Origin of the sequence: Dryocola mayonis (genome assembly GCF_051307045.1) — a bacterium.
GTDB lineage: Bacteria > Pseudomonadota > Gammaproteobacteria > Enterobacterales > Enterobacteriaceae > Dryocola.
Genome location: NZ_CP150452.1, coordinates 2,054,273 through 2,071,257 on the forward strand (window position 1 = coordinate 2,054,273; position 16,985 = coordinate 2,071,257).

Here is a 16,985-nt window from a genome sequence, read left to right on the forward strand (position 1 = left end):
TTACGGACAAGAGCAAAAATGAAAAAATACCAGCAGCTGGCGCAACAAATTATCGACCAGATAGCCCTCGGGATTTGGCTGCCGGGAGAGCGGCTGCCGTCGCTGCGCGAGCAGGTGACGCACAGCGGCATGAGTTTTATGACCGTCGGCCACGCCTATCAGGTGCTGGAAAGCCAGGGCGTAATAGTGGCCCGCCCGCAGTCCGGCTATTACGTTGCGCCGCGTCCGGTTGCGCGCAGCGCGCCCGTGCAGGTTAAGGTCACGCGCGACGAGTCAGTCGATATCAATACCTATATTTTTGACGTGCTGCAGGCGAGCTGCGACGCTTCGGTAGTGCCGTTTGGCTCCGCGTTTCCCGATCCGCGCCTGTTCCCGCTGCAGCAGTTAAACCGCTCCCTGGCGACGGTCAGCAAAACCGCCACCGCCATGAGCGTTATTGAAAACCTGCCCCCGGGCAACGAGGCCTTGCGCCACGCCATCGCACGCCGCTACGCGCAGCAGGGGATGCAGGTATCGCCCGATGAGATTGTTATCACCGCCGGGGCGCTTGAGGCCTTAAACCTCAGCCTGCAGGCCGTGACCGAGCCCGGCGACTGGGTCATCGTTGAAAACCCCTGTTTTTACGGCGCGCTGCAGGCGCTTGAAAGGCTGCGTCTTAAAGCGCTTTCGGTGGCGACCGATCCGCAAAACGGCATCGATCTCGCGGCCCTGAAACAGGCGCTGAACGACTATCCCGTCAAGGCCTGCTGGCTGATGACCAACAGCCAGAACCCGCTGGGCGTGACGCTGACGCCGGAGAAAAAACGCCAGCTCGTTTCGCTGCTGCAGCAGCATAACGTCACGCTGATTGAAGACGACGTTTACAGCGAGCTCTATTACGGCCGCGAACGTCCGCTACCCGCCCGGGCCTGGGATGAGCAGGGCATTACGCTGCACTGTTCGTCGTTTTCAAAGTGCCTGGTCGCGGGTTTTCGTATCGGATGGGTAGCGGCGGGCAAACACGCGCGGCGCATTCAGCAGCTGCAGTTGATGAGCACGCTGTCCACCAGTTCGCCCGTGCAGCTGGCGCTGGTCGATTATCTGGCGACCAGGCGCTACGACACCCATCTGCGGCGTCTGCGCCGAACGCTGGCCGAGCGCAAACAGAAGGCGTGGCAGGCGCTGCATACGCTCCTGCCCGCCGGGGTGAAGATTCACCACAGCGAAAGCGGCTACTTTTTATGGATTGAGCTGCCGGACTACATGGACGCCAGCCTGCTTAATGAGCGGGCCATCGCGCATAAAATCAGCATCGCGCCGGGAAAAATGTTCACCACCGGCCGCGCCTGGGATAACTACTTCCGCCTGAATGTTTCCTGGGCGTGGGGCGAAAGGGAGCAGCAGGCCGTAGTGACGTTGTCACGTTTAATTCAGCAGCAGATTAAGGAACAAGTGTAATGTGTCAGGCCGCGCGCCTGCTGCTTTGCCTATGGGCGCAAAACAAACGGCACGCGGTTTAGCGATGCCGTCCCGGCGAGTGGCCGATAACGCGTTTAAACGCCTTGCCAAACGCGCTCTCAGACTCATAGCCCAGCGATAAAGCTATGCGCTGGATGGCCTCGTCGGTATTTTTAAGCCGCTCGCAGGCCAGCTGCATCCGCCACTGCGTCAGGTAGTCGATGGGCGACATGCCAACCGTTTCCTTAAAGCGCCTGGCGAACACCGAGCGGGATATTCCCACCCGGGACGCGAGCATTTGCAGCGTCCAGCCATGCCCGGGGTCATCGTGCATGCAGGCGATGGCGGCGCTCATCTGTTTATCGGCAAGGGCGAACAGCCAGCCGACGCCGATGCTGGCGGCGTTGTTCAGATGCAGCCGCAGCGCCTGAATCAGCATCATATAAGCCAGCTGCTGCACTATCAGCACGCCGCCTGGCTGCGGGTGGCGCACCTCGTCGGCCATTCGCTCAAGCGACCAGCGCATGGCGGCGATATCACTCTCTTTGCGGATATGCACGATGGGGGGCAAGGCGCCTAAAAGCATCTGCGCAAGATGGCCGGAAAGCAGAAAATGCCCACCGACCAGAAAGCATCCGTCTTCTCCGCCGCCGTTCGCAAGGCTGCCCAGACGTCCTTGCGCCCGCAGTATGGCGAAGTCCACCGGGCTTGCCGCCAAATCCGTGCTCAGGCAAAAAGGCGGGCCGGGCGGCAGCAGATAGCAGTCTCCGGCGCTGAGCAAAACAGGCTGCTGTTCGCCTTCCACGGATAGCCAGCACTGGCCGGAAACCACGGCATAGCATTTGACGCCGTCATGCTGCGGCCATTGAATGGCCATCTCTCGCCGCAGGGCGACGCCGCCGGAGGCATAGCTCTCGGGCTTAAGCAAAGACAGCAGTTCGGAAAGCGGATCCATAGCACCTCGGGACGATGGGACGATAAATAACGACTTTACAGCATAGATCGTACCGCATGCAGAATCCAGAATGGTGGACACCGGGCGGCAGACAGCCCTTCATCCACGTACAGGCGACATCATCATGCGTATTTTTCTTACCGGCGCGACCGGTTTTATCGGTACGGCCGTTATTCGTGAGCTGCAGGCCTCCGGGCATCAGGTGCTGGGCTTAACCAGAAGCGAGCGGGGCGCGCAGGCGCTGGCGGCGGCCGGCGTCGAGGCGTTTTACGGCAATATCGAAGATCCGCAAAGCCTGCGTCGCGGGGCGGCCATGGCCGACGGCGTGATCCATACGGCTTTCAACCACGACTTTACGACCTTAACGGCGAACTGTGAAAGAGACGCCCAGGCTATTGAAGCTCTGGGTTCAGCCCTGCAGGGGTCGCAGCGCCCGCTGCTTATCACTTCTGGCGTCGGCATGGGGGCCCGCGGAAACAACGCCATGGCCCACGAAGATTATTTCAATCCCGATCACCCCAACCCGCGTAAGGCTTCTGAACTGGCGGGTATCGCGGTCGCGCAGCGTGGCGTGAACGTGTCCGTGATTCGTCTTTCGCAGGTGCACGATCCGCTCAAGCAAGGCTTAATCAGCCCGCTGATTGAGCTGGCCCGCGCAAAAGGCGTGTCGGCGTATGTCGGCGAAGGCCAGAATCGCTGGTCGGCGGTGCATCTGAGCGATGCGGCAAGGCTTTACGCGCTGGCGCTGGAGAAGAATATCGCCGGCAGCCGCTACCACGCGGTGGCGGAAGAAGGCATTGCGATGCGCACTATTGCCGAAACCATCGGCCGCATACTGAATATTCCGGTGCGGCGGATTAATGAGGAAGATGCGCCCGCCCACTTCGGCTGGATGAATATCTTTATCGGTCACGATATGTCGGCCTCAAGCGCGCTGACGCAGCAGCGTCTGGCGTGGCGGCCAACGGGGCCGGGGCTGATTGCCGATCTGGAGAGTATGCGCATCGATTAGGGGCGGCGAACCGCGGTCTTGATACGCTAACATCTGCGGCGCTCCTTATCCTGACCTTTCGCGGACAAACCGTTCAGGATAAGGAAGCGCGGAGCTTATTTCTTCACCGCCAGCAGAACGGAGGAAGCCTTAATCAGCGCGATTAGGCGGCAGCCATTCTTCAGCGCCATTTCATCGGCGGCTTCGTTAGTAATCACCGAAGTGATTTCTCCGCCTCCGTCAATGGAGACGTTTACCGTGGTGTTTACCGCGCCCCTTAGCAGGGAAAGCACCGTGCCGGAAAACTGATTGCGCGCGGAAAACTGATAGCCGCAGTCCTCGGTGGCGAGGGTCACCCAGGGCGCTTTAATCAAAGCAATAACCTCTTTACCGGGCTGCAAACCCAGCGCTTCCACGCTGCTGCGCGTGACGACGGCTATCAGCTTGCCTCCGCTGTTGAGGGTGATTTCTACTTCGTCATTTACCGCGCCGTCGGTCACCTGGCTGACTTTGCCCGTTAACTGGTTGCGAGAAGAGATGGTCATGTAGCCTCCAAAAAAATAAAAAGTTAGCCTTAAGCGTAGAACATCAGGATGTGATCTCAATCAGGTTGCCGTCCGGGTCGGCGATCGCCGCTTCATAAAAGCCGTCGCCGGTCCAGCGCGCGGCATGAACCAGCGCGCCCAGCGGCTCGAGCGCCGTGGCCAGCTTGTCCACGGCCTCGACTGAGCCCAGGCTTATGGCGATATGCGCCCAGCCGGTACGGTTGTCTTCGCGGGGCGGTTTATCCTCCAGCCCCGGCAGCGTCATTAACTCCAGCGCCGGGCCCTTTTCCAGGGTTACGAAGTGCGAGATAAAGCCCTCGCGCCGCTTCGAGCGGTAAGCCTCGCCCACCGTTGCATTAAAATGCTCGCGCCAGAAAGAGGCCGCCCGTTCAAGATTGTTGGTCCATAAAGCGATATGGGCTACCTGCATACTCTGCCTCCATCCATATGAAATTTCGATACTTACTAAAAACCGGCCGCTGGCGAAGCGGCGCGGTAATCCGCTGTCTACACTTGAAAAATATCCCCTTATGCTACCGCCGAGCGGCTAAATACGCGAAGCGGTCCGGCCAGTTTTACTGCGCGGTCTATCACAACCTGATGAAATTTACCGCCGCCGCCATGCTCGCCATATTGGCGCAGACTATTGTTTTTCTACGGGGATTTTTTCGCGGTTTCGGCACTTAGCAGCGTGCCGCCTTTATCTTTCAGACAGGAGTACACGAAATGCGTACAAAACGGGTTCTGTGGACCTTTTCCTCCCTCTGTTTGACCGTGCTTTCAGCGCAGGCGGCGGGGCTGCCCACTCAGGTTGGCGACGGCGAAGGGCAGCTGGATATCATCGCGTGGCCGGGCTATATCGAGCGGGGCGACACCGACAAGCAGTACGACTGGGTAACCGGTTTTGAAAAGGAGACCGGCTGCAAGGTGAACGTTAAAACGGCGGCCACCTCAGATGAAATGGTCAGCCTGATGGCGAAGGGCGGTTACGATCTGGTGACGGCGTCGGGCGACGCGTCGCTGCGCCTGATTATGGGCAAACGCGTCCAGCCGATTAACACTGCGCTTATCCCGAACTGGAAGGATGTCGATCCCCGCCTGCAAAAAGGCTCCTGGTTTAACGTGGACGGCAAGGTGTATGGCACGCCCTATCAGTGGGGCCCGAACCTGCTGATGTACAACACCAAAACTTTCCCGACGCCGCCTGACAGCTGGGGCGTGGTGTTTGTGAAACAAAACCTGCCCGACGGCAAAACTAACCAGGGCCGCGTGCAGGCCTATGACGGCCCGATTTATATCGCCGACGCCGCGCTTTACGTCAAGGCCACGCAGCCGCAGCTGGGTATCGACGACCCCTATCAGCTCACCGAAGAACAGTACCAGGCCGTACTGAAAGTGCTGCGCGACCAGCACGCCCTGATCCACCGCTACTGGCATGACACCACGGTGCAGATGAGCGACTTTAAAAACGAAGGCGTGGTGGCCTCCAGCGCCTGGCCCTATCAGGCCAACGCCTTAAAAGGTGAAGGCCAGCCCATCGCCACCGTTTTTCCGAAAGAAGGGGTAACGGGCTGGGCGGACACCACCATGCTGCACGCCGAGGCGAAGCATATGAACTGCGCGTATAAATGGATGAACTGGTCGCTTAAGCCAAAAGTCCAGGGGGACGTGGCGGCGTGGTTCGGCTCGCTGCCCGCCGTGGCGCAAGGCTGCAAAGCCAGCACGCTGCTGGGCGACAAAGGCTGTGAAACCAACGGCTACAGCTACTTCGACAAGATCGTGTTCTGGAAAACTCCGGTCGCGCAGGGCGGCAAATTCGTGCCCTACAGCCGCTGGACGCAGGACTACATCGCCATTATGGGCGGTCGTTAAGCCCGGAGGCCGCTATGTCTTACGCCGTTCAGTTTGATAACGTTTCGCGAGTGTATGGCGACGTGCGCGCCGTGGATGGCGTGACCATCGATATCGCCGACGGAGAGTTCTTCTCGCTGCTCGGGCCGTCCGGCTCGGGCAAAACGACCTGCCTGCGGATGATCGCCGGCTTCGAGCAGGTCTCCAGCGGCACCCTTTCCATCTTCGGCCGGCAGGCGCAGGACGTGCCGCCGTATCAGCGCGATGTGAACACGGTGTTTCAGGACTACGCCCTGTTTCCGCATATGACGGTGCTGGAAAACGTCGCCTACGGCCTGATGGTGAAGGGCGTTGATAAGAAAACCCGGCAGGCGGCGGCCCAGGCGGCGCTTGAGCAGGTCGCGCTGGGATTCGTTCATGCCCGCAAGCCTTCGCAGCTATCGGGCGGGCAGCGTCAGCGCGTGGCCCTGGCGCGCGCGCTGGTAAATCGTCCGCGCGTTTTGTTGCTGGACGAGCCCCTCGGCGCGCTCGACCTTAAGCTTCGCGAGCAGATGCAGGGCGAGCTGAAAAAACTTCAGCGCGAGCTGGGCATCACTTTTATCTTCGTCACCCACGATCAGAGCGAAGCCCTGTCGATGTCGGACCGCGTAGCGGTGTTCAACAACGGGCGTATTGAGCAGGTTGATACGCCGCGCCAGCTCTATATGCAGCCGCGCACGGCTTTTGTCGCCAGTTTTGTCGGCACCTCTAACGTGATTGCCCCGGCGCTTGCGCGCAGGATGTGCGGCGAGGAGCGGCTGTTTTCGCTGCGGCCGGAGCATATCGTTATCGACAGGCAAGGAGAGGTTCAGGCGGCCGGAACCATCCAGGAAATCCATTATCAGGGCGCGGCGACGCGTCTGGAGCTGCGCCTTGACGGCGGCGAAAAGCTGCTGGTCAGCGAGGCTAACCCCCAGCGGCTGGTAAGCGAGGAGCGTTATCAGATTGGGCAGCAGGTGACAGCGGCCTGGCCGCGCGCGGCGATGGTGCCGCTACACGGAGAAGGATGAGATGGATATGAGCCTTCCCGCGGCCCGCAATGACCGGCGGCTTATGCGCCGTATCACCACCTTTCTTTGGCAGCGCCCCACGTTCTGGCTGGCGCTGCTGTTGCTGCCGCCGCTGCTGTGGTTCGGCATTATCTACTTCGGCTCCCTGCTGACGCTGCTCTGGCAGGGGTTCTACACCTTCGATGACTTCACCATGTCGGTGACGCCGGACCTGACGTTGGCAAACCTGGCCGCGCTTTTCCAGCCGGCCAACTACGACATCATTTTGCGCACGCTCACCATGGCGATCCTCGTGACGCTGGCAAGCGCGGTGCTGGCCTTTCCGATGGCGTATTTTATGGCGCGCTATACCAGCGGCAGGCTCAAGGCGTTCTTTTATATCGCGGTAATGCTGCCGATGTGGGCGAGCTATATCGTCAAGGCCTACGCCTGGACGCTGCTGCTGGCGCGTGACGGCGTGGCGCAGTGGTTCCTGCAGCATCTCGGGCTGGAAGGCATCCTTAGCGCCGTTCTCACCGTGCCGGCGGTCGGCGGAAACACGCTTTCCACCTCCGGCCTCGGGCGGTTTCTGGTGTTTCTCTATATCTGGCTGCCGTTTATGATTCTGCCGATTCAGGCCGCGCTTGAACGTTTGCCGCCGTCGCTGCTTCAGGCTTCCGCGGATTTGGGCGCGCGCCCGTCGCAAACCTTTCGCCACGTTGTTTTACCCCTTGCGATCCCGGGGGTGGCTGCGGGGTCGATATTCACCTTTTCCTTAACGCTCGGCGACTTTATCGTTCCGCAGCTGGTGGGGCCGCCGGGATATTTTATCGGCAACATGGTCTATTCCCTGCAAGGAGCGATAGGCAATATGCCGATGGCGGCGGCGTTTACGCTGGTGCCTGTCGTGCTGATCGCCGTTTATCTGACGCTTGTAAAACGGCTGGGGGCTTTCGATGCACTCTGAACGCGCGCCGCTGCTGCTAAAAGTCGCCGCCTGGGGCGGCGTTATTTTCCTGCATTTTCCGCTGGCGATCATCGCGCTTTACGCCTTTAACACCGAAGAGGCGGCGTTCAGCTTTCCGCCGCAGGGGCTGACGCTACGCTGGTTCCACGTGGCGTTATCCCGCGGCGACATTCTTGAGGCCGTGACGTTGTCACTTAAAATTGCCGCGCTGGCAACTATAATTGCTTTACTCCTCGGCACGCTGGCCGCCGCGGCGCTGTGGCGACGTGAGTTCTTTGGTAAAAACGCCATCTCATTATTGCTGCTGTTGCCCATCGCGCTGCCGGGGATCATTACCGGTATCGCGCTGCTTACCGCGTTTAAATCGTTGAATATTGAGCCGGGGTTTCTCACCATCGTAATCGGCCATGCCACCTTTTGCGTGGTGATTGTTTTTAATAACGTCATTGCAAGGTTTCGACGCACCTCTTATAGCCTGATCGAGGCGTCGATGGATTTAGGCGCGGACGGCTGGCAAACCTTCCGCTATGTGATCCTGCCCAATCTTGGCTCGGCGCTGCTGGCGGGCGGCATGCTGGCGTTCGCGCTGTCGTTTGATGAAATTATCGTGACCACCTTTACCGCCGGCCATGAACGCACCTTGCCGCTCTGGCTGCTCAATCAGCTGGGCAGGCCGCGGGAAGTGCCGGTGACTAACGTGGTGGCGCTGCTGATAATGCTGATGACCACCCTACCGATTTTAGGGGCGTACTGGCTGAGCCGCGGCGGAGACGACGTTGCGGGCGGCGGGAAATAACTTGAGAAGGGTATCGCTATGCAAAGCCAATTGTTGATTAACGGCCAGTTAGTGGAAGGGCTGGGCGAAAAGCTGCCGGTTTATAATCCGGCGACCGGCGAGGCGCTGCTGGAGATAGCAGAAGCCACCGGGGAGCAGGTTAACGATGCGGTGAGCGCCGCGGACGCGGCCTTCCGCAGCTGGGGGCAAACCACGCCCAAAGAGCGCGCCGGGCACCTTTTAAAACTTGCCGACGCTATCGAGCAAAACGGCGAGGAGTTTGCCCGTCTGGAATCGCTTAACTGCGGCAAACCTTATCACTGCGTGCTGAATGACGAGATCCCGGCGGTGGTGGACGTATTCCGCTTTTTTGCCGGGGCAAGCCGCTGTCTGAACGGCCTGGCCGCCGGAGAATACCTCAGCGGGCACACCTCGATGATCCGTCGCGATCCGGTAGGCGTAGTGGCTTCTATCGCCCCCTGGAACTATCCGCTGATGATGGCGGCCTGGAAGCTCGGGCCCGCGCTGGCGGCGGGAAACTGCGTGGTGATTAAGCCTTCGGAAATCACGCCGCTGACCGCCTTTAAGCTTGCGGAACTTGCGAAAGACATTTTCCCGGCGGGCGTGCTGAACGTACTGTTCGGCCGCGGGCAGTCGGTAGGCGATAAGCTGACCGGGCATCCAAAAGTGCGCATGGTGTCGCTCACCGGCTCCATCGCTACCGGCGAGCACATCATCAGCCATACCGCGCCGTCGATTAAGCGCACGCATATGGAGCTGGGCGGCAAAGCGCCGGTTATCGTCTTTGACGATGCGGATCTGGACGCCGTTGTGGAAGGCGTGCGCACCTTCGGCTATTACAATGCCGGCCAGGACTGCACCGCCGCCTGCCGCATCTACGCGCAGCAGGGCGTCTACGACAGGCTGGTGGAAAAGCTTGGCGCGGCCGTCGCCAGCCTGAAATATGGCGCGCCGGAAGAAGAATCTACGGAACTTGGCCCCCTGAGCTCACAGGCCCATCTTGAGCGTGTGACCAAAGCGGTGAACGCCGCCAAAGCGCTGCCGCACGTACAAGTGATAACCGGCGGCGAGAAAGTTGAAGGGCCCGGCTACTACTTCCAGCCGACGCTGCTGGCCGGGGCCAGGCAGGAAGATGACATCGTGCAGCAAGAGGTTTTCGGTCCGGTCGTGAGCGTGACCTCCTTTAGCGATGAAGAGCAGGTGCTGGACTGGGCGAACGATTCTCCCTACGGGCTGGCGTCGTCCGTCTGGACGCAGGACGTCGGGCGCGCGCATCGTCTGAGCGCCAGGCTGCAGTACGGCTGCACATGGGTGAATACGCACTTTATGCTGGTCAGCGAAATGCCGCACGGCGGGCAAAAGCTTTCGGGCTACGGCAAGGATATGTCTCTCTTCGGGCTGGAGGATTACACCGTCATTCGACATGTGATGATAAAACACTAGCCTGCTACCCGGCGGCCGCAATATAAAGTTTTTATACCGCGGCCGCTTTTTTGTCTGCTATTCGCCGACGGGCTCTATCAGCTCCGGCCCCTGATTCTTCACGTTGCCCACGGCGCGCGTGACGGGATGCCAGATAAACTCATCGGCCGTTACGGCGCCGTCCGCGGCTATATCTTCGGCTTCCCTGCCGCCTGTATCCTGCCTCATCCACTCCCGCGCCGCCTCCGGAGCAAGAACCAGCGGACGCCGGTCATGGATATCAACCAGCCCGCGGTCGGCTGCGGCCGTCACTATCACAAATCCTTCGGCCTCATCTCCTCGCTCAAACGGCGTGCTGCCGATGGCCGCCATGAACACCGGCTGCCCGTCGGCGCGGTGAATAAAGTAGGGCTGTTTCTTCTCGCCTTCCTTTTTCCATTCATACCAGCCGTCGGCGAAGACAATCGCCCGGCCGTGCTGCCAAAGCGGTTTAAACATCCGGCTGGCGGCGGCGGTTTCAACGCGCGCATTAATTAGCGGCGCTTTGTCCCACCATCCCGGCGCGTAGCCCCAGACCACCGGGTCGAGATGCAGCCGGTCTGCTCGTTCGCTCAGCAGCAAAACCCTGGTGCCGGGCGCCACGTTGTAGCGGGCAACGGGCTGCGGATCGTAGGGAATCTCTCTTTCATCCTCATCAACGAGGTAAGTCAGATATTTTTCGCGCATCTGGAATTGGGCAAAGCGTCCGCACATACAAACCTCCGTCGATCGGACTTAAAGTATAGCTTTGGTTTATGCCCGCTTTTTTTGTCTGCCATGCGGCTGGCTTTGCGGACGGTTTTCACCCGCTTAAAAACTTGATCTGCGTCATAAAAAAAGCGCATAATTTGCCAACTTTTTTATCAATTTATAAAAATTTGTATGACGCTGTATCAACATATGTTGGTTTTTTACGCCGTAATGTCGTTAATCTCCGCCGTGATTACCTGGTTTCTCGCCCGCGATACTAAAAGAATCAAACTGTTAAGTTCCGTACTGGTCGGCGCAACCTGGCCGATGAGCTTTCCCGTGGCGCTGATGTTCTCGCTGTTCTGAAGAAAACGTTTCCGATGGCGCGGGCGAAACTGTGAGTCAGGTTTTGTTTCTTGCCGGATGACTGGAGTATGTTGAGCTCAGTATCAGCGATGAAACGGAGGTGACTATCAGATTGACTCAGTTCCGCAACAGTAACTTCAGTTAAAACGCTAAAGGCCATCTTCAGGATGGCCTTTTTTATTGCCGCAACACATGCGGTTTCGATTTTATCTTTTTGAAAGTGATGATTTTCCAGCTCGCAGGCGAGGTTAAAATGCCAGCAGCCAGTCTCGAACAGAGCGTTGATAACGCTCTAAGCCGCGCAGGGTGACAAATTCGTTTACGCCGCGGGCGTTGCCGCCTTCACCCAGCCCGCCAATCACAAACGCCGGAGCGACCGGGGCAAAAGCACTGGCGGGGACGCAATCGGGCGCCCACGGCCAAATCCGGGGCCTTGCCTGCTGCTGGTGATAGCTGGCCATCAGTTCCAGCACGCCCGCGTCTTCCTCGCTAAAGCGATAGCCGGGATAGGTGTCGTCCGGCTCCAGCGTTACGCCTGCAAAATCCGGGTGTTGCAGGCGCTGGCGAATGCGCCGGAGCAGGGCTTCGGCATCCATGCCGGGCGGCGTGCGCAACGCCAGTTCAGCGCAGGCCTGCCCGGGGAGTGTTTGCGGGCTGCTGGTAAAATCGGCAATGCTTAACACGGCGCCGGTCAACAGCCCGGACAGGCAGTTAAAGGTATCGCCGGTGACGATCGATTTTTCACCGCGCCTGAAACGAAGCTCATCGTGGTGATTAACGCTCCGGGCCAGATCCGCAAGCAGCAGGGCGGCTTCTTCATCCAGCGGCTGGCGGGACAGGACGCCGCTGGCGGGATCGGCAATCCACGCCACCATCCCGGCATGAACGCTAGCCGCAGACTCGTCCTGATTAGCGTCCCTGACGCACAGACGGCTCGTGCTCAGACCGTTAAAACCAAGGTAGATGCGCGGCGCGCCGTTGTCGTATTCGCACAGCGACGGGAACAGCACGGCCTGCGCCGGCTCAAGCGGACACGGGTTGCCCGCGAGGTATCGTCGCAGATGGCCGCTGCCCGTTTCGCCTTCGCCTTCGCCTTCAAGCAGAATTTCGACGTTGGCGTGCAGCTGGCCGGCATGATGAAGATCCCTTAATGCCATCAGCATGCCGGCCAGCGGACCTTTGTTATTTTCCGCTCCGCGCGCGATAAAAATATCGCCTTTATCCGCCCGGTGGGAGAAACCGCCGACGAACGGCTCAACTTCCCAGCCTTCCTCCCGCGCCGCGGGCATAACGTCGTACATGTTGTACAGCACCACGGTTTGCGGCGCGCCGATATCCACGCGCACGTGAACCAGCGGCGGGGAGGTTTCCGCAAGCTGGGCGCTTACCGGACAGACGACCTGCGCGTCGACTTCAGCCGCCAGCCAGTCTTCAAGCCGCTGAGCCAGCGCCTGCTGTTGCGACAGGTTGCCCGCCACGCTGGCAAAGGAGGTAAGCTCGCGGAGTAAATCCAGCGTAGCAAGAAGTTGTGTCATAACTGATCCCTGGATTGGGCAACATAGGCAGCAAACCAATCAATAAATTAACGATAACAAAGAGCAACGCCGTCGCCAGCCCTGCGGGCAGCCACGCTTTTGTCCGACCCGCCTTACGGCTCGCCCACTTTGGATAAGCTCTTTTAATCTCTATGCGTCGCTTTCAGCAGGTTTTCGTGCAAATTCCGCAACCACCAGCTTTACTTATACGGACAGGCGGAAAGATACGGCTGATTTACGACCCGATTGTTTCATTTATCGTCAATCTCTGCGTAAAGCGTCATCACGGACGCTTTTAAAAGTCAGCCTGCCAATTTCCGCCGGCAATATAAACGAGCAATGTCGAAGGCGTCATATATCTTATAAGTTCTGTTTATGCCAGGCCAGTTGTGAAACCACAATGTCAAAATATTTTTTCTGCCACAGGAAATAAACATGCTTGAGCTGGAAAAGGCCCAGAGAATGAGTTTAACCTCGCAGGTTGAGGCGCGCCTTAAAGGCGCATTAATAGTAGGCGCATTAAAACCCGGCGCGCGGCTGGTCACTAAAGATATTGCGGAGCAATTAGGCACCAGTATTACGCCGGTGCGCGAAGCGTTATTACGGCTGGTCTCTTCCGGGGCGCTGGATGCCACGCCAGCGCAGGCTTTTTTGGTCCCGGAGATCTCCCTTAGCCGCTATCATGAAATTAACGCTATTCGTAAAAATCTGGAAGCAATGGCGGTAGCCGAAGCCGTGCGCTTTATGAACGGCGAGTCGCTGGAGACGCTGCGCCGCTTGTATGAAGCGTTTCTCGGGGCGAAGGCGGCGGGGAACGTTGAGCAGGCTTTACAGGCTAACCGTGCGTTTCGTTTCCAGCTTTATGCGTATGCGCAGATGCCCACGCTGACCGCGCTTATTGAGCAGCTCTGGGTGCGTATTGGCCCCTGTTTTAACCATCTGTATCCGCAGGCCGGGGAAATAGCGCAGGGGTATCATAATTACGATGATTTACTGGCGGGGCTTGCCGAAGGAGACGTCAGCCGCTGCGTAAATGCTATCGTCAGGGCTATTGACGACAGCGCGACTATTGTGCGGGAGCAATATTTCGCTTAATAGTTAATTACGATAATTATCGTCATTAATGCGCGATTTTCCCTGTTTTAAAATGGCCTTTATCCGTTCGCGGATATTGTTACGCGTTGGAGTAAAGGCCTGCTTTTTAATCGCCGCTGCGCCCGGAGAATATATTTCCGTCACGCAGCGTATCATCCCTGATAATAATGTGGTTTTGGCTTGGCGGGCCAGATGCCTTATAAGCCTTACCGCAGCGCCTGCTGCAGGTCGGCCTGTAAATCTCCAACGTCCTCAATACCCACCGACAGGCGGATAAGCTGCGGCGTAATGCCGTTGGCCAGGCGCTGTTGCAGCGGAATAGAGGCGTGGGTCATGGTAAAGGGCTGGCTGACCAGGCTTTCCACGCCGCCCAGGCTTTCCGCCAGGGTGAAAAGTTTTAGCTTACTGATGATTTCAGCGGCCCGCTGTTCGCCGCCGCGCACCACAATCGAGATCATGCCGCCCGGCTGCGACATCTGCTGCCGGGCGAGCCGGTACTGCGGATGGGTTTCCAGCCATGGGTAGTAAACGTTTTCGATTTCCGCCTGCTCCGCAAGCCAGTGGGCGAGATGCAGCGCGTTGGCGCTGTGGCGCTCCATACGCAGGGCCAGCGTGCGGATGCCGCGCAGCGTCAGGAAGCTGCTGAACGGATCCAGAACGCCGCCCACGGCGTTTTGCAGATAGGCGGTTTTATCGGCCAGCTGCTGATTCGCGCCGACTACCGCGAGGCCCGCCACCACGTCGGAGTGGCCGTTCAGGTATTTCGTCGCCGAGTGCACCACGATATCAAACCCAAGCTCCAGCGGGCGCTGAATGGCCGGCGAGGCGAAGGTGTTATCCGCCACGCTAATCAGGTTATGACGGCGGGCGATGGCCGCGATGGCCGCGAGATCGGCAAGCTTCAGCAGCGGGTTGGTGGGCGTTTCCACCCAGATCATGCGCGTCTGCGGCCCAATCGCTGCCTCAAGCCCCGCCAGATCGTCCGGCTTTACCCAGCTTACCTGCAGGCCCGCGGTGCGTCGGCGCACGTTTTCTATCAGGCGATAGGTGCCTCCGTAGACGTCGTCGATGGCCACGATATGGCTGCCGCTGTCCAGCAGCTCCAGCACCGTGGAAATCGCCGCTAAACCTGAGGCGAACGCAAAGCCGCGGCTGCCGTTTTCCAGCGTGGCAATAGCGCTTTCCAGCGCGTGGCGGGTGGGGTTGCCGCTGCGTGAATATTCATAGCCCGTGTGCTGGCCGGGCGCGGGCTGTTCAAAGGTCGAGGTGGCGTAAATCGGCGGCATAACCGCGCCGTGAGCATCGCTGAAGGCGCCGCTGTGTACGCTATCGGTGGCAAATTTAGTCATTTTGTTTTCCTTGTTGGTGCTGTGGCGCGAGGCCCTGGTCGCTGAGCCATTCATCGTTAAACATTTTTGAAAGATATTTATTGCCGCTGTCGCAGGCGAAAGTGACTACGCGTTTAGGCTCGGTCTGGGCGCGGCAGTAGCGCAATGCTGTGGCGAGCAGGGTGCCCGTGGAAGAACCCGCCAGAATGCCTTCAAGCCTTAACAATTCGCGCGCGGTGGCGAAGGCCTCGCCATCTTCGATACGAAACGCGTGGGAGACGCCCTCGATCTGCGCCAGCGGCGGGATAAAATCTTCGCCAATACCTTCGACAAGCCAGCTTCCCGGCTGCCGGTGCGTGCCGTGTTCGACCACGTCGGCCAGAATCGAGCCCTGCGGATCGGCAAGGATAAATTCGGTTTGCGGGGAGCGGGTTTTAAAGAAGCTCTGCAGCCCGCCGAGGGTGCCGCCTGACCCAACGCCGACGACAATGGCGTCAATCTTGCCTGCGGTCTGCTGCCAAAGCTCGACGGCGGTGGTTTCTGCGTGGGCCCGGGGATTAGCCGGATTGGAGAACTGGTCGATGTAATAGCTGCCGGGAATATCCTGCGCCAGCCGGCGGGCGTAATCCTGGTAATAATCGGGGTGGCCTTTGGTGACATCTGAACGCGTCAGGCGCACGTCCACGCCAAGCGCTTTCAGATGGAAGATCTTCTCGCGGCTCATTTTATCCGGCACGACAAGGATCAGCGGGTAGCCTTTCTGCGTGGCAATCAGCGCCAGGCCAAGCCCCGTATTTCCCGCCGTGGCTTCTATTATCGTGCCGCCCGGCGCAAGCGCGCCGCTGCGTTCGGCGTGGGCTATCATCGCCAGCGCCACGCGATCTTTTATCGATCCTCCAGGGTTCTGGTTTTCAAGTTTCAGCAGCAGTTCGCAGGGGCCGGTATCAAGCCGGTTAAGGCGCAGCAGCGGGGTATCGCCAATCAAATCGAGGACGGAATTTACAATCGCCATGGTTTTCTCACAACATGAAAAGTGTTCATGTTGCAGATAATAGGACGGTGAAATACGGCCGCTAAAGAACTTAAAACCAGCCTATAGTGCTAAAAGTAATATAATCTGCTAAAGCAGCCGTAGGGAAGGAGAGCCGTATGGCGGTTTAGAAATATCGACGGCTAAACAAAGTCTGAAAAGGGCTAAAACGAGGGATTTATGCGCAATGCACGCTCGCGGAAATGCGCGCGCCGAAAATGCTTTGCCATAATTTGTCTATGGAAAACGGAACCTACTGCCTGCGTCTGTCCTGGATCCAGTCCTGAACCTCCACTACGAACTCATCGGGAGCTTTACGGTACACGCGGCGCGCCAGATCCAAAATGGTGTGCTGCGCCAGCGCCTCTTCCATGCGCTGCTGGGCGGTGTTCATTACGGCCCGAATGCCGCAAATACCTTCACAGGCCCCACGCGGGCGGGGTTTCACCGAATACGGCGAGGCGCTGGCGGATCTCTTTGCAGTCGAAGATGCTTTTCGGGCCGTCGATGGCGGTGACGATATCCAGCACGGTTATCTGCTCCGGCAGGCGCGCCAGCATAAAGCCGCCGCCTTTGCCTTCCGTACTGGCGACCAGACCGGCTTTGGACAGTTTGGTAAATATCTTTGCCAGATAGTCGTAGGGTACGCCCTGCAGCGCGGCGATTTCGCGCACGCTCATTTCGACGCCGTTACCTTTGTTATCCACCATGCATACCAGGCTGTGAATGCCGTATTCCACGCCCGCACTGTAAAACGCCATAAAACCCCCGATATGATTATTCCGAGTAATGTAGGGTCATCCCCGCCTGCTTGCAATGAAAATGGGCCGGGCGAATGGAATAAAAAATTTAACTACGAAAGATCTTGTCGGAGTTAACTGCGACAAGTATAGTCGCAGTTAACGGCCCG

Annotated in this window: 15 protein-coding genes and 2 pseudogenes; 9 read left to right on the plus strand and 8 right to left on the minus strand. The window is 58.8% G+C overall.

All coding sequences use genetic code 11. From position 1 onward, the window contains the following. The first annotated feature begins 18 nt into the window (after positions 1-18). Entirely contained in the window at positions 19-1,437 is a 1,419-nt protein-coding gene (locus tag WLO32_RS09985) for a PLP-dependent aminotransferase family protein (protein ID WP_435948156.1), read from the plus strand. 58 nt (positions 1,438-1,495) lie between these two features. On the opposite strand, the gene WLO32_RS09990 is transcribed toward WLO32_RS09985, so the two are convergent. Then, on the minus strand, positions 1,496-2,392 hold the full coding sequence (locus WLO32_RS09990; RefSeq protein ID WP_435948157.1) for an AraC family transcriptional regulator: 897 nt from the start codon (positions 2,390-2,392) through the stop codon (positions 1,496-1,498). A 124-nt stretch (positions 2,393-2,516) separates the two neighbouring features. Here WLO32_RS09990 and WLO32_RS09995 point away from each other — a divergent pair, with 124 nt between their 5' ends. After that, complete coding sequence (locus tag WLO32_RS09995; protein ID WP_435948158.1) at positions 2,517-3,404, plus strand: SDR family oxidoreductase; 888 nt, start codon at positions 2,517-2,519, stop codon at positions 3,402-3,404. A gap of 95 nt (positions 3,405-3,499) precedes the next feature. On the opposite strand, the gene WLO32_RS10000 is transcribed toward WLO32_RS09995, so the two are convergent. Both WLO32_RS10000 and WLO32_RS10005 read right to left on the minus strand, forming a co-directional pair. Next, complete coding sequence (locus tag WLO32_RS10000) at positions 3,500-3,928, minus strand: TOBE domain-containing protein (RefSeq protein ID WP_435948159.1); 429 nt, start codon at positions 3,926-3,928, stop codon at positions 3,500-3,502. A 43-nt stretch (positions 3,929-3,971) separates the two neighbouring features. Then, complete coding sequence (locus WLO32_RS10005) at positions 3,972-4,358, minus strand: VOC family protein (protein ID WP_435948160.1); 387 nt, start codon at positions 4,356-4,358, stop codon at positions 3,972-3,974. 296 nt (positions 4,359-4,654) lie between these two features. Here WLO32_RS10005 and ydcS point away from each other — a divergent pair, with 296 nt between their 5' ends. Genes ydcS through patD form a run of 5 tightly spaced genes read left to right on the plus strand, consistent with a single transcriptional unit; the run spans position 4,655 to position 10,013 of the window. Beyond that, a complete protein-coding gene (gene ydcS, locus WLO32_RS10010; RefSeq protein WP_435948161.1) occupies positions 4,655-5,800 on the plus strand; it encodes a putative ABC transporter substrate-binding protein YdcS in 1,146 nt (381 codons plus the stop codon). 14 nt (positions 5,801-5,814) lie between these two features. Next, on the plus strand, positions 5,815-6,828 hold the full coding sequence (locus WLO32_RS10015) for an ABC transporter ATP-binding protein (protein WP_435948162.1): 1,014 nt from the start codon (positions 5,815-5,817) through the stop codon (positions 6,826-6,828). Positions 6,829-6,871: 43 nt separating this feature from the next. Further along, positions 6,872-7,774 (plus strand): ABC transporter permease, encoded by a 903-nt coding sequence (locus WLO32_RS10020; RefSeq protein ID WP_435948278.1) that lies wholly within the window; start codon positions 6,872-6,874, stop codon positions 7,772-7,774. Next, positions 7,764-8,570 (plus strand): ABC transporter permease, encoded by an 807-nt coding sequence (locus WLO32_RS10025; protein ID WP_435948163.1) that lies wholly within the window; start codon positions 7,764-7,766, stop codon positions 8,568-8,570. The genes WLO32_RS10020 and WLO32_RS10025 overlap by 11 nt, the downstream gene beginning before the upstream one ends. An 18-nt stretch (positions 8,571-8,588) precedes the next feature. Next, on the plus strand, positions 8,589-10,013 hold the full coding sequence (gene patD, locus WLO32_RS10030; protein WP_435948164.1) for an aminobutyraldehyde dehydrogenase: 1,425 nt from the start codon (positions 8,589-8,591) through the stop codon (positions 10,011-10,013). 57 nt (positions 10,014-10,070) lie between these two features. On the opposite strand, the gene WLO32_RS10035 is transcribed toward patD, so the two are convergent. Further along, positions 10,071-10,745 carry an SOS response-associated peptidase gene (locus WLO32_RS10035; protein ID WP_435948165.1) on the minus strand — a complete coding sequence of 225 codons (675 nt, stop codon included), beginning with the start codon at positions 10,743-10,745 and terminating at the stop codon, positions 10,071-10,073. Positions 10,746-10,913: 168 nt separating this feature from the next. On the opposite strand from WLO32_RS10035, the gene WLO32_RS10040 reads away from it, so the two are divergent. Next, positions 10,914-11,087 (plus strand): GhoT/OrtT family toxin, encoded by a 174-nt coding sequence (locus tag WLO32_RS10040; protein ID WP_121267395.1) that lies wholly within the window; start codon positions 10,914-10,916, stop codon positions 11,085-11,087. Between the two features lie 248 nt (positions 11,088-11,335). Here the strand turns inward: WLO32_RS10040 and WLO32_RS10045 are convergent, their stop codons facing one another. Then, the gene (locus WLO32_RS10045; protein WP_435948166.1) at positions 11,336-12,622 is read right to left on the minus strand and encodes a M20/M25/M40 family metallo-hydrolase; all 1,287 of its coding nucleotides are present in this window, start codon (positions 12,620-12,622) and stop codon (positions 11,336-11,338) included. Positions 12,623-13,057: 435 nt separating this feature from the next. On the opposite strand from WLO32_RS10045, the gene WLO32_RS10050 reads away from it, so the two are divergent. After that, complete coding sequence (locus WLO32_RS10050) at positions 13,058-13,717, plus strand: GntR family transcriptional regulator (RefSeq protein ID WP_435948167.1); 660 nt, start codon at positions 13,058-13,060, stop codon at positions 13,715-13,717. Positions 13,718-13,923: 206 nt separating this feature from the next. On the opposite strand, the gene WLO32_RS10055 is transcribed toward WLO32_RS10050, so the two are convergent. The 3 genes and pseudogenes from WLO32_RS10055 to WLO32_RS10065 all read right to left on the minus strand — a co-directional run bounded on the left by WLO32_RS10055 (position 13,924) and on the right by WLO32_RS10065 (position 16,836). Further along, positions 13,924-15,066, minus strand: coding sequence for a trans-sulfuration enzyme family protein (locus WLO32_RS10055; RefSeq protein ID WP_435948168.1), 1,143 nt, complete (start codon positions 15,064-15,066; stop codon positions 13,924-13,926). Continuing rightward, positions 15,062-16,057 (minus strand): annotated as a pseudogene (locus WLO32_RS10060) (PLP-dependent cysteine synthase family protein); the annotation flags it as partial. The pseudogene WLO32_RS10060 and the gene WLO32_RS10055, both read right to left, overlap by 5 nt. Positions 16,058-16,328: 271 nt before the next feature. Beyond that, positions 16,329-16,836 (minus strand): annotated as a pseudogene (locus WLO32_RS10065) (RrF2 family transcriptional regulator). Positions 16,837-16,985: the final 149 nt, after the last annotated feature.

Coding starts and splice junctions, on each gene's coding strand:
- WLO32_RS09990 (WP_435948157.1), bottom strand. CDS start 2,392: ATGGATCCGCTTTCCGAACTGCTGTCTTTGCTTAAGCCCGAGAGCTAT.
- WLO32_RS10045 (WP_435948166.1), bottom strand. CDS start 12,622: ATGACACAACTTCTTGCTACGCTGGATTTACTCCGCGAGCTTACCTCC.
- ydcS (WP_435948161.1), top strand. CDS start 4,655: ATGCGTACAAAACGGGTTCTGTGGACCTTTTCCTCCCTCTGTTTGACC.
- WLO32_RS10035 (WP_435948165.1), bottom strand. CDS start 10,745: ATGTGCGGACGCTTTGCCCAATTCCAGATGCGCGAAAAATATCTGACT.
- WLO32_RS10020 (WP_435948278.1), top strand. CDS start 6,872: ATGCGCCGTATCACCACCTTTCTTTGGCAGCGCCCCACGTTCTGGCTG.
- WLO32_RS10005 (WP_435948160.1), bottom strand. CDS start 4,358: ATGCAGGTAGCCCATATCGCTTTATGGACCAACAATCTTGAACGGGCG.
- WLO32_RS10040 (WP_121267395.1), top strand. CDS start 10,914: ATGACGCTGTATCAACATATGTTGGTTTTTTACGCCGTAATGTCGTTA.
- WLO32_RS10000 (WP_435948159.1), bottom strand. CDS start 3,928: ATGACCATCTCTTCTCGCAACCAGTTAACGGGCAAAGTCAGCCAGGTG.
- WLO32_RS10050 (WP_435948167.1), top strand. CDS start 13,058: ATGCTTGAGCTGGAAAAGGCCCAGAGAATGAGTTTAACCTCGCAGGTT.
- patD (WP_435948164.1), top strand. CDS start 8,589: ATGCAAAGCCAATTGTTGATTAACGGCCAGTTAGTGGAAGGGCTGGGC.
- WLO32_RS09985 (WP_435948156.1), top strand. CDS start 19: ATGAAAAAATACCAGCAGCTGGCGCAACAAATTATCGACCAGATAGCC.
- WLO32_RS10055 (WP_435948168.1), bottom strand. CDS start 15,066: ATGACTAAATTTGCCACCGATAGCGTACACAGCGGCGCCTTCAGCGAT.
- WLO32_RS10015 (WP_435948162.1), top strand. CDS start 5,815: ATGTCTTACGCCGTTCAGTTTGATAACGTTTCGCGAGTGTATGGCGAC.
- WLO32_RS10025 (WP_435948163.1), top strand. CDS start 7,764: ATGCACTCTGAACGCGCGCCGCTGCTGCTAAAAGTCGCCGCCTGGGGC.
- WLO32_RS09995 (WP_435948158.1), top strand. CDS start 2,517: ATGCGTATTTTTCTTACCGGCGCGACCGGTTTTATCGGTACGGCCGTT.